Here is a 17633-nt window from a genome sequence, read left to right on the forward strand (position 1 = left end):
AACAGCCCTAGTTGGTAGAGATGAGCTTCAGCTCGGGGTGGGCCGTGCCGCCCTCGATCGCCGTGGACGAGATGTGCGAGACCACCCGGTCGTCGACCGGGTCGTTCGCCGGGTCCTCGTGCACGACGATGTGCTCGTACGTCGTCGCGCGCTGCGCCGGCACCCGGCCCGCCTTGCGGATCAGATCGATGATCTCCATCCGGTTCGAGCGGTGCTTGGCGCCCGCCGAGGAGACCACGTTCTCCTCCAGCATGATCGAGCCCAGGTCGTCCGCGCCGTAGTGCAGCGACAGCTGGCCCGCCTCCTTGCCCGTGGTGAGCCACGAGCCCTGGATGTGCGCGACGTTGTCGAGGAAGATCCGGGCGATCGCGATCATGCGCAGGTACTCGAAGATCGTTGCCTGTGTACGGCCCTTGAGGTGGTTGTTCTCGGCCTGGTACGTGTACGGGATGAAGGCCCGGAAGCCGCCCGTCCGGTCCTGCACGTCACGGATCATCCGCAGGTGCTCGATGCGCTCGGCGTTCGTCTCGCCCGTGCCCATCAGCATCGTCGACGTCGACTCGACGCCCAGGCCGTGCGCCGTCTCCATGATCTCCAGCCAGCGCTCGCCCGACTCCTTCAGCGGGGCGATCGCCTTGCGCGGCCGCTCCGGGAGCAGCTCGGCGCCGGCGCCGGCGAACGAGTCCAGGCCCGCCGTGTGGATGCGCGAGATGGCCTCCTCCACCGACACCTTGGAGATCCGCGCCATGTGCTCGACCTCGGAAGCGCCCAGCGAGTGGATCACCAGCTGGGGGTAGGCCTTCTTGATCGCCGCGAAGTGCTCTTCGTAGTACTCGACACCGAAGTCCGGGTGGTGCCCGCCCTGGAACATGATCTGCGTCCCGCCCAGCTCGACCGTCTCCGCGCACCGGCGCAGGATGTCGTCCAGGTCACGCGTCCAGCCCTTGGCGGTGTCCTTCGGGGCCGCGTAGAACGCGCAGAACTTGCACGCCGTCACGCAGACGTTCGTGTAGTTGATGTTCCGCTCGATGATGTACGTGGCGATGTGCTCGGTCCCCGCGTACCGGCGGCGGCGCACCGCGTCGGCCGCCGCACCCAGTGCGTGCAGCGGCGCGTCGCGGTACAGGTCGAGCGCCTCCTCGGGGGTGATGCGCCCGCCTGCGGCGGCACGGTCGAGGACGGACTGAAGGTCGGCCTTCGTGGTCACCGGGGTGGGTCCTTCCCAAGGGGCTGTGTAAGGAGCTGGAGTATCGGATTGCAACGTCCGATCCAGCCTACGCCAGCCCTTCTAGACGGCCGGGACCGCGTACAGCTCGTCCGCATGGGCGACCATCAGCCGGTTCCCCGCGGCCGCCACGCGCCAGCTGTCCTCGAAGCTGCGGGTGTCGTTGTACGTCCAGCGCAGCTCGCCGGTGCGGGCGTCGATGGCGTACACACCGCCGGACTCGAAGAACGACGCGGCGTAGAGGTTGCCGCCCACCTTCACGAGGCACGAGGAGAAGGGCTCCTTGGCCAGGTCCGTGCTCATCCAGATCTTCGTGCCGTTCTTCGGGTTGATCGCCCAGACCCCGCTGTCGTAGTCGAAGGCGTACGCGACGCCGTCGAAGACGAACGGCGGCTGGAAGCCCCTGCGCCCGGCCGGCGGCAGGGTCCACAGGAGCGTCCCCTTCTTCAGGTCGTACCCGCGCATCGTCTTGCCGCTGACGATCACGACGTTGCCGTGCACCGCGACCTTGTTGGCGACCGAGCCGTCGGCGACCTTCTTGCTCCACAGCTGCGTGCCCTTGGAGCTGGAGCGCACGGTCAGGTTCTTCCGGCCGTCCGTGTAGACGAGGTGGCCGGGGACGACCGTCAGCTCGAAGCCGTAGTCCTCGGTGCCCTCGTCGCGCTGCTCCTGCCAGACGATCTTGCGGGTCTTGATGTCGAGGGCGTAGATCGCGGTGAGGTTCTTCTTGATGTCGGGGTCGTCGACCTCCGCGATGCCGTAGACGTTCTTGTCGTCGGCGCCGATCGGGGCCTTGGCGGTCAGCTTGCCGCCGAGGCGGGTGCGCCAGACCTCCTTGCCGGTCTGGGCGTCGAAGCCGACGAGCGTGCCGTCGTAGTCACCGCTCCCGACGAAGAACATCCCGCCCGAGGCGACGATCTTCCCCGCACTGGAGGTCGCCTCGATCTCCTTCGTCCGCCACTTGCGGGCGCCGGTCTTCACGTCGAAGCCCTGCATCTCCTCGCCGCTGATGACGACGGTGGGGCCGATGGCGAGCGGCGGGAGGAGGTAGTTCAGCCCGCCGTGACCTGCGGTTTTGTGCCAGAGGATCTGGGGGGCGACACCGTTGGCCGGGGTCTTGAAGACCTCGGGCTTCTCGGAGGGCTTCTTCTTGTCCGTACGGTCCGTCTTGTCCTTGGCGTCGTCGTCCGACGAACCGTCCTTGCGGTTCATCGCCCACACCGCGCCCGCCCCGACGACCGCCACACCGGCCACGCTGCCCGCCGCGATGCCGAGGAAGCGGCGGCGGCCGGGGGCTGCGGGCGCGGGGGCCGAGTTGTCCAGGACCGTGTGGGCGGCGGGCGCAGGGCCGAAGCCCTGACCGGGGCCCGGTACGGGGATCGGGGTGTTGCCTGCCGCCGGGGTCTCCAGGTCGAGGATGCGCGAGGCGTGCGTGGCGATGGTCGAGGAGACCGAGGAGGGCAGCCAGTCGGCCAGGACCTGCCCGGTACCGCCGGGGGCAAGGGAGTTGATGATCTCCGCCGGGGACGGGCGGGCCGCCGGGTCCTTGGCCAGGCAGGCGCGGATCAGCCCGGTCAGCATCGGCGGGGCGCCGGTGAGGTCGGGTTCGGCGTGGACCACCTGGTAGAGCATGGCGGCCGGGGCCAGGTCCTCGCCGAAGACATTGCGCCCGGTGGCGGCGAACGCGAGGACCCCGCCGAGGGAGAAGATGTCGCCCGCGACCCCGACGTCCTGGCCGAGCGCCTGCTCGGGCGGCATGTAACCGGGCGAACCGACCACAACTCCCGTCTGGGTCAGCCGGTTTCCGTCCACGGCCCGCGCGATGCCGAAGTCGATGACGCGCGGCCCGTCGGCAGCGAGCAGCACATTGGACGGCTTGAGGTCGCGGTGGATCAGCCCGGCCGCGTGGATCTCCTGGAGCGCTGCGGCGAGACCCGCGCCCAGCGCCCGGACGGTGTGCTCGGGCAGCGCGCCGTGGGCGGTCACCACGTCCGTGAGGTCGGGGCCGAGGACGTACGCGGTCGCCAGCCAGGGCAGCGTCGCCTCGGGGTCGGCGTCCACGACGGGCGCGGTGTAGCGGCCGGAGACGGCCCTGGCTATCTCGACCTCGTGCCGAAATCTCTGCCGGAAGTCCTGGTCGGCGGCGAGTTCGGGCCGTACGACCTTCACCGCGACGGTACGGCCGCCGGGCGAGCGCGCCAGATACACCTTGCCCATGCCGCCGGCGCCCAGCACGCTCAACAGCCGGTAGGAACCGAGCGTCTGGGGATCATCCGGCTGCAACTGGTCCATGTCGGGCAGTCCTTCAGGTGTGGTCGGCGGTGGTGCGTGCGCTGTGCACAGCGACACAGTAGAGGAGCGTGGTGCGCCCCCTTCCCGTAGCGTTGCCCAAATGTCAACTGAGAGTGCGTATCAGCGTGTTGATGTCCGCTGCCCCCGATGCGGCGGGGCCGAGGTCCGCAACGTCGAGGAGGCCAGGACCGGGAAGGGCGCCACCCGCAAGGACCTCTTCGGCAGGCTGGCGAAGGGCCCGGACAAGTCCGGCGACGGTTTCGTCCACGGCCTGGAGGGCCTGGTCCTGATCGGACTCGGCGGCGGCCTCGCGTACACGGGCATGCAGCAGGAGAAGCCGCTGTGGGTGCTCGGCGGCGTGGTTCTCGCGATCCTGCTCGTCATCGGTACGGTCGTCGTGGTCCGCGGCGACCGCCGCGAGAAGGCCGCCGAGGAGGCGGGCGAACCCCGCGCGAACTGGCTGTGGCAGCCCGCGCACTACTGCTACGGCTGCGAGTCGGTGTTCTGCCCCGGCGGCGCTCCGTGGCAGGGCGTGCTGACGCCCGAGCAGTTCAAGAAGCTCGTGTGGTCCGAGGCCGGTTACGGCGACCAGCTGACCGTCGGCGACAAGGCGCGGGACGCCCAGGTCCCCCCGGGCACCCTGCCCTTCGCTCACGGATAGGGTCGCGGCGTCAACTCGCCTTCACCACAGGGGGATTCGGTGCACCCAGCCGCCGTCGAGCAGGACTTTCTCGCCAGGTCGGACCGGCTCAGGGGCTGGGGTGTCGGGCTGCTCTGCCTCGCCGCCGTGATCTGGGCCTATGCCGCCTGGGAGATGTTCACGCCGTTCACCTCCACCGTCTGGGAGGTGGACTGTTCCGCGCCCGCGTTCTCCGAGCGCAGGGACCTCTACATCGACGACCGCACCACCGACGCCCACGACCGCGCCCTGCGCTGCGACGCCGACCGCGACTGGACCGGGCCCGTCACCGCTCTGGTCCTGTCCGTGCCGATATCCGCGGCGGGCGCGGCCCTCCTCGCCACCGGTACGGCGATGTCCGCGCTCCGCCGCCACGACGATGCGCTCCGGCGCGCGGAGGGCTGACGGCGGTCAGCCGTCCTGGCGGGTCAGCGTTCCGTACGGGTTGCCGCCCTCGGGGTTGGACGAGGTGTACGTGAGCTTGTCCCCGGTGAGCTTCAGGCGCACCACGTGCGTGCCGCTGGTGCACTTGTCCGCGTCGCCGGGCTTGTTGCGGGCGGTGCCGTCCGCGATCAGCTCGCCGGCCGTCGTCTTCTTCAGTACGAGTACGTCCACGCAGACCGAGGTGCCCAGGGCGTCCACCTGGCTGGCCGTGCCGATCTCCTCGCCCGTCCTGCCCTGCTTGAGCGCCACCGTGAGCGTGCCGGCCGGGAGCGGCTTGTCGAGGACGGTGACCGTGACCGGTCCCTGCCAGTTGCCGGCGTACGCGGCCGGGACCGACCCCGGACCGGGGGCGGGCGTGGAAGTCGCACTGGGCGTGGGCGTCGATGCCGAGGTCGAGCCCGGTGTCGTGGCCGTCGGCGTCGGCCTGCTGCCCGTCGCGTCGTTCTGCGAAGTCCCCTGGTCCCGCAGCCCGTTGTAGAGCAGCGTCCCGCCGACCGACGCCACCGCCAGCGCCCCCGCGACCGCCAGCACCACCGTGCAGCTGACCTTGCGGCCGCGTCGGCCCTCCGGCTGCGTGTCGGCGCTCACCGAGAGGGAGAGACGGCCGGGCGGTTCGGTGGGGGCCACCGCGTGCGCGGCCGCGAAGGAGGGGTCCGGCGGGCCGAAGGAGCCCGCAACCGCCGGGCTGGTAAAGGGGATCGGCCCCGAGTCCTGCACCGACTCCACGCCGGGCTCCAGGTCGAGCAGCCGTACCGCCGTACGGCTCACCTCCTCGACCAGGGGCCCCGGCAGCCACCCGACCGCGACCAGGGCGGCCGCCCCGTCGGGCGCCAACTGCTCGGCGACCGCCCGCGGCGAGGGCCGGCCGGCCGGGTCCTTGGAAAGGCAGGCGGCGACCAGCTCCCTCAACCCGTCCGGAACCGCGTCCAGTTCGGGCTGCTCGTGCACCACCTTGTAGAGGAGCGAGGCCGAGGAGTCGCCCGGGAACGGGGGTGCGCCGGTCGCCGCGTACGCCAGGACCGCACCCAGCGAGAAGACGTCCGCCGCCCCTGTGACGCCCTTGCCGAGGATCTGCTCCGGCGACATGTAGCCGGGCGAACCGATCGAGACGCCCGTCGAGGTGAGCGAGGCCGTGCCGTCCGTGGCGCGGGCTATCCCGAAGTCGATCAGCCGCGGCCCGTCGACGGTCAGCAGGACGTTGGAGGGCTTCACATCGCGGTGTACGAGGCCGAGATGGTGGACGGCGGCAAGCGCCTCCGCCAGGCCCGCGCCCAGCGTCCGTACGGAATGCTCGGGCAGCGGGCCGTGCGCCGCGACCGCCTGGGAGAGCGCCGGGCCCGCCACATATCCCGTGGCCACCCACGGAACAGGAGCATCCGGGTCCGCATCGAGGACGGGGGCCGTCCACGCTCCCCCCACCCGGCGGGCCGCCTCCACCTCGCGGCGGAACCTGGCCCGGAACTCCTCGTCCAGCGCGTAGTGCGGATGCACCACCTTCACCGCGACCGTACGACCGCCCGCGCTGCGCCCCAGATAGACGCGGCCCATCCCGCCCGCGCCGAGCCGGCCGAGCAGCCGGTAGGCGCCGATGGTCCCTGGTTCGCCCGCTTCGAGCGGCTGCATGCTGTGCCTCGTCCCCCTCGGCAGTCACACTCCTGCTCCAGGAGCGTAGACCGCGTTCAGGGCGTCAGCAGTTCCACGTTCACATCGGCCGGGAATCCGGTCGTCGGGCCGACGCGGCGCGCGAACTCCCGTACGCCCTCGATCTGTTCGGGACCGAAGCGGAAGTCGAGCGTCGTGAAGTAACGCTCCAGCGTGGCCGCGTCGAAGGTCTCCCAGCGCGCCGCCTGCTCGGCGACCTTGGAGACCTCTTCGAGGGAGAGGTCGCGCGAGGCCAGGAAGGCCCGGTGCACCTCGCGCACCATCTCCGGCTCGCGCGCCAGGTAGTCCTTGCGGACCGCCCAGATCGCGAAGACGAACGGCAGCCCGGTGTGCTCCTTCCACATCTGGCCGAGGTCGTGCACGGCCAGCTCGGGGCTGGGCAGATCGCGGAGGTACGCGCGCAGGCCCACGTCGCCGATGACGACCCCGGCCTCGGCCTCGCGCATCATCAGCGCCAGGTCGGGCGGGCACTGGTAGTAGTCGGGGCGCACCCCGTACTGCTCCTCCAGGAGGAGCTGGGCGAGGCGCACCGACGTACGGGACGACGAGCCGAGCGCCACCTTCGCGCCGTCGAGCCGGTCGAGGGGGACCTGCGAGACGATCTCGCACGACATCACGGAGCCGTCGCAGCCGACGGCGATGTCGGGGAAGGCCACGAGATCGTCCGCGTTCTTGAGGAACTCCACGAGGGTGACCGGACCGATGTCGAGATCACCGCGGATCAGCTGCTCGCTGAGCTTCTCGGGACTGTCCTTGCTCAGGTCGAGATCGAGCAGGGTCCCGGTCCGGGCCAGCCCCCAGTAAAGGGGCAGACAGTTCAGGAACTGGATGTGTCCGACGCGCGGCCGGCTGCGAGAAATGTCCACATCGCGAGACTAGACCTGCCGTGCGGGGAGGGGTCTGGCGGGCCTCTCGGAGGGGGCGGCGGGGGTCAGGGGAAGGGTCCGCCAAGGGCTCGTCAAACTTCACGGAGAGGTGATCTTGCCCTCTTCCGCCGCCCCGATTCTGCGTGCTACTCTCGCCGCAAGTTGCAGTTTGGTTTCCCTTGCAGTACAGAGCCTGCGGAGCATGTAACCCGCAGGCTTTTGTAGTTTTCAGACTTCTTAGCAGGTTCTGGAGCAGGGCAACCCAGTGGCCCAAGGAGGGCTTATGGCTACCGGAACCGTGAAGTGGTTCAACGCTGAAAAGGGCTTCGGCTTCATCGCCCAGGACGGCGGCGGCCCGGATGTCTTCGTCCACTACTCCGCGATCAACGCGTCTGGTTTCCGCTCGCTCGAGGAGAACCAGGTCGTGAACTTCGACGTCACGCAGGGCCCGAAGGGTCCGCAGGCGGAGAACGTCACCCCGGCCTAGTTGCCCGGGCCGATCGGATCGCGGTCGGGATAGCACCACCCAAGGAGCCCTGCTCCGTACGGAACTCCGTACGGCTGCGGGGCTCCTGCCTTTGCGGGGCCGGCCCGTGTCGGGGCGGACCTCCTCCGGGGCTCCGCCCCGGACCCCGCTCCTCAATCGCCGGAGGGGCTTGATTTTTCCCGATGCAGGCTCGCAGGTGCGGGCAAAATCAGCCCGTCCGGCGATTGAGGACAAGCGGCCGAAGGTCGCTTACTGGGGCCCGGAGGAACCCCCGTACAGCTCCTCGATCTCCTTCGCGTAGTGGTCCAGGACCCTTGCCCGCCTCACCTTCAGCGTCGGGGTCAGGACCCCGGTCTCGATCGTGAAGTCCTCCTCCAGGAGCGCGAATGCGCGGATCTTCGACGGGCGTGAGACCGTCTCGTTCGCCGCGTCCACCGCCTCCTGGACCAGCTGTCGTACGTTCTCCCGGCCCGCCACCGCCTCCGCGTCGACCGTGATCAGTGCGACCGGGTACGGGCGGCGGTCGCCGATCATCACCGCGTGCGCGACGTACGGGGAGCGGGCGATCGCCAGTTCCACCTGGGACGGGGAGAGGTTCTTGCCCGCGGACGTGATGATCAGGTCCTTCTTGCGGCCGGTGATCGTCAGGTAGCCGTCGGCGTCCAGCTCCCCCAGGTCGCCCGTGTGCAGCCAGCCGTCCCCGTCCAGCGCGGCCGCCGTCGCCCCGGAGTCGGCGTGGTAGCCGGGGAAGATCATCGGGCCCCGGGCCAGCACCTCCCCGTCCTCCGCGATCCGGATCTCGCAGCCCGCGATCGCCCGGCCCACCGTGCCGGGGCGCGACGCCGCCCGGTGGTTGAGGGCGATCACTCCGCCGGACTCCGTCATTCCGTACCCCTCGTACACCGGGATCCCGCACGCCCGCAGAAAGTCCATCGTCGCGGGCGCGATGGGCGCCGCCCCCGTCACCGCCGAGCGGAGCCGGCCGCCGAAGGCCGCGCGGACCAGGGAGTAGAGGGACTGGTCGAACGCGGCGTGGGCGTCAGCGAGTTCGGGCGGAAGGGCACCGTCCGCAGCCAGTACCCCCACCCGCACCGCCTCGTCGAAGCGCGCTCCCCCGCCCTCCTCGGCCTCCGCGAGCGACCGCACCACCGAGTGGATCTTCTCGAAGAGGCGCGGCACGGACGGCAGATGCGTCGGCTGCACCTGCGCCAGCTCCTGCACCACGTCCTCGATGCGGCCCCCGAAGATCGCGAGCTCACCGCCGTACATCAGCGTCGTGAACTCGATGAGCTGGGCGAGGAGATGGGCCAGCGGGAGGTAGAGGTAGGTGCGGTCTCCCGGGCCCCCGTCGACCACGTCGAGGTTCGCTTCGAGGATCGCGCCGAGGTTGGCGTGGGTGAGCCGGCAGCCCTTGGGCGGGCCCGTGGTCCCCGAGGTGTACACGATCGAGCACAGGTCGGAGGGTTTGACCGCCGCTGCCCGGCCCAGGAGTTCGGGCAGCGGCGCCGCGTCGGGGAGCGCCGGGAGGTCCGCCATCAGCAGGACGTCGCGCAGGGCGGGCAGTCGGTCGCGTACGCCCTCCACCCGCGCCGCCTGCGCCGCGTCCTCGCAGACCACCGCCACCGCACCGGAGTCCCCGAGCACCCAGGCGACCTCCTCCTCGCCCGCCGTCGGATAGACGGGGACGACGACCGCGCCCGCCGCGAAGACGGCGAAGTGGAGGAGTGTCCACTCGGGGCGGGTCTCGGAGAGGATGCCGATGCGGTCGCCGGGGGCGATGCCGCGGGCGACCAGTCGGCGGCCCATCTCCCGTACCGCGTCGCGCAGTTCCGTATACGACATCCGGAACGTCCCGCCCCTGCCGCCGCTGAGCGCGGGGACGCCGCCGTACCTCTCTCCCGTCCACTCGGTGAACACCGCAAGGGTCTCTGGCCGTCGGCTCTCGGTGGGGGTCATGTACCCGAAGGTAGGGACGGCGGGCTGCCCACGGAAGGCCGATGCGCACGGAGGTACGGTGAAGGGGCGGCCGTGGCGGGACCCGGCCCGCCCCGTTCCTCTCGACGGAAGGCCTTCAGGTGACCGACCGCAAGCCCCCGGGCGTCAACTTCGAGTCGTGGGTCGACAAGCAGGTCAGGGATGCGTCGGACCGCGGCGACTTCAAGGACCTGCCCGGCTTCGGCAAGCCGCTCCCGGACGAGAAGGCCCCGTACGACGAACTCTGGTGGATCAAGGGCAAGATGCACCGCGAGGGCGTCTCGGTCCTGCCGCCCGCGCTCGCCCTGCGCAAGGAGGCCGAGGACGCGGTGGAGGCGGTCGCGGAGGCGCGGACCGAGGCCCAGGTGCGGCGGATCCTGACCGAGGTGAACGTCAAGATCGACGCGGCGACGCGGATGCCGCCGCCGGGGCCGCCGCTGAACCTGAAGAGGTTCGACGTGGAGGCCGCGGTCGAGGAGTGGCGGGCGGGGCGCTGAAGCACCCGCCCCGACCTGCCCGTATCAGCCTGCATCGGCCCGTCCCGGCATCGCGCCGGGGCGGGCTCACTGCTGTCCGGGCTCCCCCGCCCCTTCGGCGAACGCGTCCAGCACTTCCGGCGTCCAGGTGATCCGGCCCGCCCGCAGGTCCTTGACCACCCCGCGCACCCACTCCAGCTCCGCGTCGGTGACCGCCCGCAGATACTCCGTCTCCAGGCGGGTGACGCGCGGCAGGCCCTGCGCCTTCTCGGCGAGCAGGCCCGACTCGATGCCTTCCAGCTTCTGGGCGAGCGCGTCCGCCCGGAGCTGCAACCGGTCGGCCATCTCCTCCGGCGAGAGCAGCAGCAGGTTCGACAGGGCGGCCGGGAACTCCGGGAACTCCGCCTTGGGCGTCGCGAGCATCTCCTCCAGCCAGGTGCGTGCGGTCTCGCGCCCCCCGTCCGTCAGCTCGTACACGGTGCGCTCGGGGTACAGCTGGTCGCGCCCGGTCTCCAGGACCTCGATCAGCCCGGCCCCGTGCAGCCGCTCGATCGTGCGGTAGAGGCTCGCGCGCTGGCTCACATTGACGACCTGCTCCTTGCCCCAGTCCTTGATCAGCCGCTGGATCCCGTACGGGTGCAGCGGCTTGTAGTGCAGCAGGGCCAGGACGGTGAGGGCGAGCGGGGAGCTGCGGGGAGGGGTCGCGTTCATGGAACTGATACTAGCCTCATCCAAACTAGTTGACGAGCAACTAGTTTCAGTGCAACTATTTATCCATGACCTCCACAGAGCGCATCCACTCGGACCACACCCTCATCAAGCACCTCGGTAACTGGACCGACGCCGGCCACTTCGAGATCAAGGCACGGCACGGCTCCACCGTTCTCGACCTCCGCTCCCCCGACCTCCCCGACGACATCGACATCCACCTGGACCTCGACCGCGCCATGGTGAAGCTGCTCGTCGCCGACAACACCGCGATCGACCACTGGAACCTGAGCTGGACCGCCCGCGGAAGGATCAAGGACTCCGGGGCCGCTTCCACCGGTGACAAGGCCGGCCGCCGCATCCGGCTCTCCGGCTCCGCGACGAACAGCGAGATCCGCGTCCACCGCGGCGGCATCGCGCTCCTGTCGGCGATGTTCTCCCGCGCGTACCTCCAGGACCTGCGCCACGTCCACCGGACCGGCGGCGTCCCGACCATCGACGACCCGACCAGGACCAGGGAGTTGCAGTCCTGACCGGCACTGGCGGCGGAGCCCCACGACCCGAACCCGGGCACGGGCCCCGCCTTCAGCGCTCGACTCCCCACCCTCAGCGCGCGTACAGCGCCTCGATCTCCGTCCCGAAGTCCTTCGCGATCGCCGCCCGCTTCAGCTTCAGCGACGGCGTCAGATGCCCGCTCTCCTCCGTGAAGTCGGCTGCCAGCACCGTGAATTTACGGATCGACTCCGGCCGGGACACAAGCCGGTTCGCCTCGTCCACCGCCCGCTGCAGCGCGGACAGCAGCTCCTCGTCCCGCACCAGTTCCCGCAGCGGTACGTCCGTCTTCTTCCGCATCCGCCGCCAGTGCGCGAGCCCGTCCGGCTCCAGCGTGATCAGCGCGGTGATGTACGAGCGGTTGTCGCCGACGACCATGCACTGCCCGACCAGCGGATGCGCCCGCAGCCAGTCCTCCAGCGGCGCGGGCGCCACGTTCTTGCCGCCCGAGGTGATGATGATGTCCTTCTTGCGCCCGGTGATCGTGAGATAGCCGTCCTGGTCGAGCTCCCCGACGTCCCCCGTCGCGAACCACTCGTCCGCCGTCACCGGCACCGCCTCGCCGAGCTCCGGCGCCCAGTACCCGCTGAAGACCTGACCGCCGCTGAGCAGCACCTCGCCGTCGTACGCGATCCGTACCGCCGTGCCGGGAAGCGGCCAACCGACCGTCCCCAGACGGGGTTTGAGAGGCGGGGTGACGGTCGCGGCCGCGGTCGTCTCCGTCAGCCCGTACCCCTCGAAGATCTCGATGCCCGCGCCCGCGTAGAACGCCGCGAGCCGGTGGCCGAGCGGGGATCCGCCGCAGATCGCGTACTTGACCTTGCCGCCGAGCGCCGCCCTGATCCGCCGGTAGACCAGCGGGTCGTAGAGCGCGCGGGCCGCGCGCAACCCGAAGCCGGGGCCCTCCCCCGTGCCGTGTTCGTGCGCCTCGACGGCCTCCCCGTACCGCTGCGCGATCCGCGCCGCACGGTCGAAGGACGAGGCCCGCCCCATCTTCTCGGCCGTCGCCCGCCCCGTGTTGTAGACCTTCTCCAGTACGTACGGGATGGCCAGCAGGAACGTCGGCCTGAATCCCGCCAGGTCGGTGAGGAGGTCCTCCGTCTGGATGCTCGGCGCATGACCGAGCCGCACCCGCGCCCGCAGACAGCCGATCGCGACCATCCGCCCGAAGACGTGCGACAGCGGCAGGAAGAGGAGGGTGGAGGCGGGTTCCTTGCTCACCGACTTGAAGACCGGGTGCAGCAGCTCGATCGCATTGTCCACTTCGGCAAAGAAGTTGGCGTGCGTGAGGACGCATCCCTTGGGGCGGCCTGTCGTCCCCGAGGTGTAGATGAGGGTGGCGACGGACGACGGCGTGAGCGCGGCCCGCCGTGCGCTCACGGCCGCGTCGGGGACGTCGCGCCCCGCCTGCTTGAGCTGGCCGATCGCGCCCGTGTCGAACTCCCACAGGTGCGTGAGCCCCGGTATCTGCCGCCGCTCGGTGCTGACGATCCGCGCCTGCTCCTTGTTCTCGACGGCGCAGGCGACCGCGCCCGAGTCCTGCAGGATCCAGCGGGCCTGGAAGGCGGACGAGGTCGGGTAGATGGGGACGGTGACCAGGCCCGCGGCCCAGGCGGCGAAGTCGAGGAGCGTCCACTCGTACGTCGTACGGGCCATGATCGCGATCCGGTCGCCGGCCTGCAGCCCCTCCGCGATCAGCCCCTTGGCCACCGCCTGGACCTCCGAGGCGAAGTCCGTGGAGGTGATGTCGCGCCAGCTCCCGTCCACCTGCTTGCGGCTGAGGACGGGGTCGCCGGGCGCCTCGCGCGCGTTGTCGTACGGGATCTCGGCGAGCGAGCCGTGGGCGACGGGCGGCACGAGCGCGGCCACGGAGACCTCCCGTACCGTGCCGTCGACCGTCAGCTTCCGCGGCTCGACCTGCGAGAGGGACATGGTCACGTGCGGCTCCTCAGTGGGTGGGGGGTCAGGGCCGTTCGAGGATCGCCGTCACGCCCTGACCGCCCGCGGCGCAGACGGAAATGAGCCCGCGTCCCGGAGCGTCCCGCTCCGAGAGCAGCTTGGCGAGGGTGGCGACGATGCGGGCACCGGTCGCCGCGAAGGGGTGCCCCGTCGCGAGCGACGACCCCGCGACGTTGAGCTTCGCCCGGTCGACGGGGGCGAGCCCCTGCTTCTCCCAGGCGGCGAGGGTGGCCAGGACCTGGGAGGCGAAGGCCTCGTGGATCTCGAAGAGATCGAAGTCGTCGACGGTGAGGCCGGCGCGCTCCAGCATGCGCGGGACGGCGTACGCGGGGGCCATCAACAGCCCGTCCTCTCCGCCCACGCTGTGTTTGTTTGATTCGCCTCCGGCAAAATCGACTGCAGCGGTCTCGTACACGGTCAGATACGCGAGCGGTTCGAGCCCGCGTTCGCGCGCCCACTCCTCGCTCGCGAGCAGGACGGTCGCGGCGCCGTCGGTCAGCGGGGTGGAGTTGCCCGCGGTCATGGTGGCGTCGGCGGGGTGATCGGTGCCGAACACCGGCTTCAGCGTGGCGAGTTTCTCCACGGTCGAGCCGGGCCGGAGGTTCTGGTCGCGCTCGAGACCCAGGTAGGGGGTGACCAGGTCGTCGAGGAACCCGCGCTCGTACGCGGCGGCCAGCCGCTGATGGCTGGCGGCGGCGAGCGCGTCCTGGTCCTCGCGCCGCACGCCCCACTCGCGTGCCGTGATCGCGGCGTGCTCACCCATCGAAAGTCCGGTGCGGGGCTCGGAGTTGCGCGGAATGTCCGGCACGAGGTGGCCGGGCCGGATCTTCGCCAGCGCCTTCACCCTCGCCCCGGCGGACTTGGCGCGACGCGCCTCCAGAAGGATCTTCCGGAGCCGGTCGTTGACGCCGAGGGGCGCGTCGCTGGTGGTGTCGGCGCCGCCCGCGATCGCGCAGTCGATCGCGCCCACCGCAATCTTGTTGGCGGCGGCGATGACGGCCTGCAGCCCTGTCCCGCAGGCCTGTTGGACGTCGTACGCCGGAGTCCGCGGATCGAGCTTCGACCCGAGGACGACCTCGCGCGCGAGGTTGAAGTCGCGGCTGTGCTTGAGGACGGCGCCGGCCACGAACTCCCCGACCCGCTCGCCCCCGAGCCCGTACCGCTCGACGAGTCCGTCCAGGGCCGCGGTGAGCATGTCCTGGTTCGAGGCGGTGGCGTACGGACCGTCGGAACGCGCGAACGGGATGCGGTTCCCGCCGATCACCGCAACTTTGAGGGGGATCATCTCGACCAGCTCCTGACCCTTGAGTAACCTTACTCCAGAGTAAATCTACGACGACCCAGGGAGCCCGGACAATGGCCGATCGCTATCTGCACTTCGCGCGCACAGCACCCGGCCGTTTCCTGACCAAGCGCGTGGGGCTGCCGCGCCCGGCGGAGCTGCGGCGATGGACCCCCGAACACCCCTCCCTGGAAGGGGATCTGCTGCACCTGACGGCTTCGGATCCGGCGCTCCCCGGCCTCGCGGACGTGCTCTCCCGTACGGGCCTGAAGGTGGTCGCCGAGTCCGCCCGCCCGGCCGCGGTGGTCGTCGACGCGACGGGCGTCGCGACGGCGGGCGCGCTCGCGGAGGTCCACGCGGCGCTGCACCCGGTGGTCCGCTCGCTGGCCGAGTGCGGCCGGGTGGTGGTGCTGGGCGCGCCCCTGGCCGGGGACGACCACCACCAGGCGGCGGCCCAGCAGGCGTTGGAGGGTTTCGTCCGGTCACTGGGGAAGGAGCTCGGCGGGGGCCGCACGGCGCAGCTGGTCCGACTGACGTCGGCCGCTGCCGCTGAGTCGACGCTGCGCTTCCTGCTCTCGCCCAAGTCGGCGTACGTGAGCGGCCAGGTCATCGAGATCACGGACGCGGAGGTGTCCGCGCCCGAGTCCTGGGACCGCCCGCTCGCCGGCCGTACGGCACTGGTCACCGGCTCGGCGCGGGGCATCGGGGCGGCGGTCGCGGAGACGCTCGTACGGGACGGAGCCGAGGTGATCCTCCTCGACATCCCGCAGTCCGAGGAGGAGTTGACGGCTACGGCCACCCGTCTCGGCGCGACCGCGCTCCCTCTCGACATCACGGCGCCCGACGCGGCGGAGCGGATCGCGGAGGCGCTGGGGGACGGGGGCGGCCTGGACATCCTGATCCACAACGCGGGGATCACGCGCGACCGGAAGCTGGCGAACATGCCGGCCGAGCGGTGGGCGTCGGTGATCGAGGTCAACCTGGACAGCGTCGTACGGACGACGGACGCGCTCCTGAAGGCGGGGACGTTGCGGGACGGCGCGCGGATCGTGGCGACGGCGTCGATCGCGGGGATCGCGGGGAATGTCGGCCAGACCAACTATGCGGCGAGCAAGGCGGGGATCATCGGGCTGGTCAGGGGCCTGGCCCCGCAGTTGGTGGAGCGGGGGATCACGGTGAACGCGGTGGCTCCGGGCTTCATCGAGACGAAGATGACGGCGGCGGTACCGCTGTTCATCCGGGAGGCGGGGCGCCGGATGAACTCCCTTGCGCAGGGCGGGCTTCCGGTGGACGTGGCGGAGACGACGGCGTGGTTCGCGAACCCGGGGTCGGGTGGGGTGACGGGTCAGGTGGTCCGGGTGTGCGGGCAGAGCTTGCTGGGGGCGTAGGGGTTACTCCCCCACCCCGCCCCTTCCCGGCTGTGACATTTTGCGGCTCCGCCGCGTGGGGGGGGCTCCGCCCCTGACCCCCTGAGCCCCGCCTTTGCGGGGGCTTCGCCCCCTGCGCCCCGTACGCGACCTTCGGCCGCGTGTCCTCAATCGCCGGACGGGCTTGAAATGCCCCCGCCACCCAGGAGCCCCGCATGCCCAACCCCCACCCCCTCCCCGCCACCCTCATCCGCGCAGCCCTCGTCTCGCCCCTCCGCCGACGCCGCCCCTTCGGCCCCGACAGCCAACTCCCCGACACCCGCCTCACCTTCACGACCACCCCCCACCCCGGCCGCCTCGCCGCCTACGCCCGCCTCTGCGGCCACACCCGCACCGACCCGCTCCCCCTCCCGTACCCCCACGTCCTCGCCTTCCCCCTCGCCATGCAGCTGATGGCCTCCCCCGGCTTCCCGCTCCCCCTCCTCGGCCTCGTGCACACCCGCATCGAGATCACCGCCCACCAGCCGCTCCACCCCACCCACGAACTCGAACTCACCGTCTACGCATCCGAGTTGACCCCCCACCACCGCGGCACGGAAGTCACCATGGTCACCGAGGCCCGCCTCGCGGGCGACCTCGTCTGGGAGTCCCGCAGCGGCTACCTCGCCCGCCACCGCACCACCGCGACCACCACACAAACCGCCCCCACAGACCCCCCGAAGCCCCTCCCCGCCACCACCACCTGGGAGCTCCCCGCCGACCTCGGCCGCCGCTACGCCTCCGCCTCCGGCGACCGCAACCCGATCCACCTCCACCCCCTCACGGCCCGCCTCTTCGGCTTCCCCCGCGCGATCGCCCACGGCATGTGGACCTTCGCCCGCTGCCTCGCGGAATCAGAAGAGGACCCTCAACCCACCCACGTACGGGCGGACTTCAGGTCCCCGGTCCTGCTCCCCTCCACCATCACCTACGCGGCGAAGGGGCCCCACTTCCAACTGCAGAGCACGAGCGGCACAACCACCCGCATCCACCTCACCGGGGAGACGGCACCCACCGCTCCCCCCGCATAAGGTTCCCGAGCCCCGCCCACGCGAAGTTCATCAGCGTCGCGGCGGCGTCCTTCGCGGAGACCCCGTCCGTGTCGTTCGCCCAGCCCGCCAGTGACTCCGCCGCGCCCACCAGCGCCTCCGCGAGACCCGCCACGTCCCGGTCCAGCAGGTCCGAGTCGCCGTGGGCCTCACGCGCGGCGGCCCCGATGAGCCCCGTCACGAAGGCGACGATCTCGCCCCGCATCACGGCGACCTCCGACGCGAAGGGCTCCCCGTGCGTACGGGCCTGCCGGTGGAGCACGGACCACCCGTCCGGGTTCGACGCCGTATGCGCAAAAAAAGCCCCCAGCCCCGACCACAGCTGCCGGTCCGCGGCCGCCCCCGTCTCGACCCCGGCCTGCACAGCCGCCACCAGAGCCTGCGCCTCACGCCGGATGCACGCCGTGAAGAGCTCTTCCTTGGAGTTCAGGTACAGGTACACCAGCGGCTTCGAAACCCCCGCCAGCTCGGCGATCTCGTCCATCGACGCGGCCCGGTACCCGCGTTGCCCGAAGGTCTGCACGGCAGCGTCCATCATCTGCTGCTCCCGTACGGCCCGAGGCATCCGCTTC

Annotated in this window: 16 protein-coding genes; 7 read left to right on the plus strand and 9 right to left on the minus strand. The window is 71.0% G+C overall.

From position 1 onward, the window contains the following. Window positions 1–7: 7 nt before the first annotated feature. Complete coding sequence (mqnC, locus tag OG707_RS16310) at window positions 8–1207, minus strand: cyclic dehypoxanthinyl futalosine synthase (RefSeq protein ID WP_329118823.1); 1200 nt, start codon at window positions 1205–1207, stop codon at window positions 8–10. A gap of 81 nt (window positions 1208–1288) precedes the next feature. Next, complete coding sequence (locus OG707_RS16315) at window positions 1289–3517, minus strand: outer membrane protein assembly factor BamB family protein (RefSeq protein ID WP_329118825.1); 2229 nt, start codon at window positions 3515–3517, stop codon at window positions 1289–1291. Between the two features lie 100 nt (window positions 3518–3617). Between OG707_RS16315 and OG707_RS16320 the strand changes: the two genes are divergently transcribed. Beyond that, entirely contained in the window at window positions 3618–4178 is a 561-nt protein-coding gene (locus tag OG707_RS16320) for a hypothetical protein (RefSeq protein WP_329118827.1), read from the plus strand. Window positions 4179–4217: 39 nt separating this feature from the next. Next, on the plus strand, window positions 4218–4601 hold the full coding sequence (locus OG707_RS16325; protein ID WP_329118830.1) for a hypothetical protein: 384 nt from the start codon (window positions 4218–4220) through the stop codon (window positions 4599–4601). 6 nt (window positions 4602–4607) lie between these two features. Here OG707_RS16325 and OG707_RS16330 read toward each other — a convergent pair whose 3' ends face one another. Together OG707_RS16330 and OG707_RS16335 are read right to left on the minus strand one after the other, a co-directional pair. Next, window positions 4608–6263: a protein kinase domain-containing protein gene (locus tag OG707_RS16330; protein ID WP_329118832.1), complete on the minus strand. Its 1656-nt coding sequence runs from the start codon at window positions 6261–6263 to the stop codon at window positions 4608–4610. Between the two features lie 56 nt (window positions 6264–6319). After that, window positions 6320–7168, minus strand: coding sequence for a menaquinone biosynthetic enzyme MqnA/MqnD family protein (locus tag OG707_RS16335; protein ID WP_329118834.1), 849 nt, complete (start codon window positions 7166–7168; stop codon window positions 6320–6322). A 283-nt stretch (window positions 7169–7451) separates the two neighbouring features. Between OG707_RS16335 and OG707_RS16340 the strand changes: the two genes are divergently transcribed. Further along, window positions 7452–7655 carry a cold-shock protein gene (locus OG707_RS16340; protein WP_003967102.1) on the plus strand — a complete coding sequence of 68 codons (204 nt, stop codon included), beginning with the start codon at window positions 7452–7454 and terminating at the stop codon, window positions 7653–7655. Between the two features lie 249 nt (window positions 7656–7904). Here OG707_RS16340 and OG707_RS16345 read toward each other — a convergent pair whose 3' ends face one another. Continuing rightward, a complete protein-coding gene (locus OG707_RS16345; RefSeq protein ID WP_329118836.1) occupies window positions 7905–9611 on the minus strand; it encodes an AMP-dependent synthetase/ligase in 1707 nt (568 codons plus the stop codon). A 119-nt stretch (window positions 9612–9730) separates the two neighbouring features. Here OG707_RS16345 and OG707_RS16350 point away from each other — a divergent pair, with 119 nt between their 5' ends. Beyond that, window positions 9731–10126 (plus strand): J-domain-containing protein, encoded by a 396-nt coding sequence (locus tag OG707_RS16350; protein ID WP_329118838.1) that lies wholly within the window; start codon window positions 9731–9733, stop codon window positions 10124–10126. 66 nt (window positions 10127–10192) lie between these two features. On the opposite strand, the gene OG707_RS16355 is transcribed toward OG707_RS16350, so the two are convergent. After that, a complete protein-coding gene (locus tag OG707_RS16355; RefSeq protein WP_329118840.1) occupies window positions 10193–10816 on the minus strand; it encodes a PadR family transcriptional regulator in 624 nt (207 codons plus the stop codon). 65 nt (window positions 10817–10881) lie between these two features. Between OG707_RS16355 and OG707_RS16360 the strand changes: the two genes are divergently transcribed. Further along, window positions 10882–11346 carry a hypothetical protein gene (locus tag OG707_RS16360; RefSeq protein WP_329118843.1) on the plus strand — a complete coding sequence of 155 codons (465 nt, stop codon included), beginning with the start codon at window positions 10882–10884 and terminating at the stop codon, window positions 11344–11346. Between the two features lie 73 nt (window positions 11347–11419). Here the strand turns inward: OG707_RS16360 and OG707_RS16365 are convergent, their stop codons facing one another. Together OG707_RS16365 and OG707_RS16370 are read right to left on the minus strand one after the other, a co-directional pair. Beyond that, complete coding sequence (locus OG707_RS16365; protein WP_329127829.1) at window positions 11420–13297, minus strand: AMP-dependent synthetase/ligase; 1878 nt, start codon at window positions 13295–13297, stop codon at window positions 11420–11422. A 31-nt stretch (window positions 13298–13328) separates the two neighbouring features. Beyond that, on the minus strand, window positions 13329–14609 hold the full coding sequence (locus tag OG707_RS16370; protein WP_329118845.1) for an acetyl-CoA C-acetyltransferase: 1281 nt from the start codon (window positions 14607–14609) through the stop codon (window positions 13329–13331). Between the two features lie 71 nt (window positions 14610–14680). Between OG707_RS16370 and OG707_RS16375 the strand changes: the two genes are divergently transcribed. Both OG707_RS16375 and OG707_RS16380 read left to right on the plus strand, forming a co-directional pair. Further along, entirely contained in the window at window positions 14681–15994 is a 1314-nt protein-coding gene (locus OG707_RS16375; RefSeq protein ID WP_329118846.1) for a 3-oxoacyl-ACP reductase, read from the plus strand. A gap of 194 nt (window positions 15995–16188) precedes the next feature. Continuing rightward, entirely contained in the window at window positions 16189–17043 is an 855-nt protein-coding gene (locus tag OG707_RS16380; RefSeq protein ID WP_329118848.1) for a MaoC family dehydratase, read from the plus strand. On the opposite strand, the gene OG707_RS16385 is transcribed toward OG707_RS16380, so the two are convergent. Beyond that, window positions 17006–17626 (minus strand): TetR/AcrR family transcriptional regulator, encoded by a 621-nt coding sequence (locus tag OG707_RS16385; protein WP_329127831.1) that lies wholly within the window; start codon window positions 17624–17626, stop codon window positions 17006–17008. The two genes, OG707_RS16380 and OG707_RS16385, sit on opposite strands and share 38 nt — an antisense overlap. Window positions 17627–17633 lie beyond the last annotated feature (7 nt).

Source organism: Streptomyces sp. NBC_01465 (assembly GCF_036227325.1).
GTDB lineage: Bacteria > Actinomycetota > Actinomycetes > Streptomycetales > Streptomycetaceae > Streptomyces.

Bases quoted from the DNA above. Each gene is read 5' to 3' on its own strand.
- OG707_RS16315 (WP_329118825.1), bottom strand. From the start codon at position 3,517: ATGGACCAGTTGCAGCCGGATGATCCCCAGACGCTCGGTTCCTACCGG.
- OG707_RS16320 (WP_329118827.1), top strand. From the start codon at position 3,618: ATGTCAACTGAGAGTGCGTATCAGCGTGTTGATGTCCGCTGCCCCCGA.
- OG707_RS16330 (WP_329118832.1), bottom strand. From the start codon at position 6,263: ATGCAGCCGCTCGAAGCGGGCGAACCAGGGACCATCGGCGCCTACCGG.
- OG707_RS16340 (WP_003967102.1), top strand. From the start codon at position 7,452: ATGGCTACCGGAACCGTGAAGTGGTTCAACGCTGAAAAGGGCTTCGGC.
- OG707_RS16345 (WP_329118836.1), bottom strand. From the start codon at position 9,611: ATGACCCCCACCGAGAGCCGACGGCCAGAGACCCTTGCGGTGTTCACC.
- OG707_RS16355 (WP_329118840.1), bottom strand. From the start codon at position 10,816: ATGAACGCGACCCCTCCCCGCAGCTCCCCGCTCGCCCTCACCGTCCTG.
- OG707_RS16360 (WP_329118843.1), top strand. From the start codon at position 10,882: ATGACCTCCACAGAGCGCATCCACTCGGACCACACCCTCATCAAGCAC.
- OG707_RS16365 (WP_329127829.1), bottom strand. From the start codon at position 13,297: ATGTCCCTCTCGCAGGTCGAGCCGCGGAAGCTGACGGTCGACGGCACG.
- OG707_RS16370 (WP_329118845.1), bottom strand. From the start codon at position 14,609: ATGATCCCCCTCAAAGTTGCGGTGATCGGCGGGAACCGCATCCCGTTC.
- OG707_RS16375 (WP_329118846.1), top strand. From the start codon at position 14,681: ATGGCCGATCGCTATCTGCACTTCGCGCGCACAGCACCCGGCCGTTTC.
- OG707_RS16380 (WP_329118848.1), top strand. From the start codon at position 16,189: ATGCCCAACCCCCACCCCCTCCCCGCCACCCTCATCCGCGCAGCCCTC.
- OG707_RS16385 (WP_329127831.1), bottom strand. From the start codon at position 17,626: ATGCCTCGGGCCGTACGGGAGCAGCAGATGATGGACGCTGCCGTGCAG.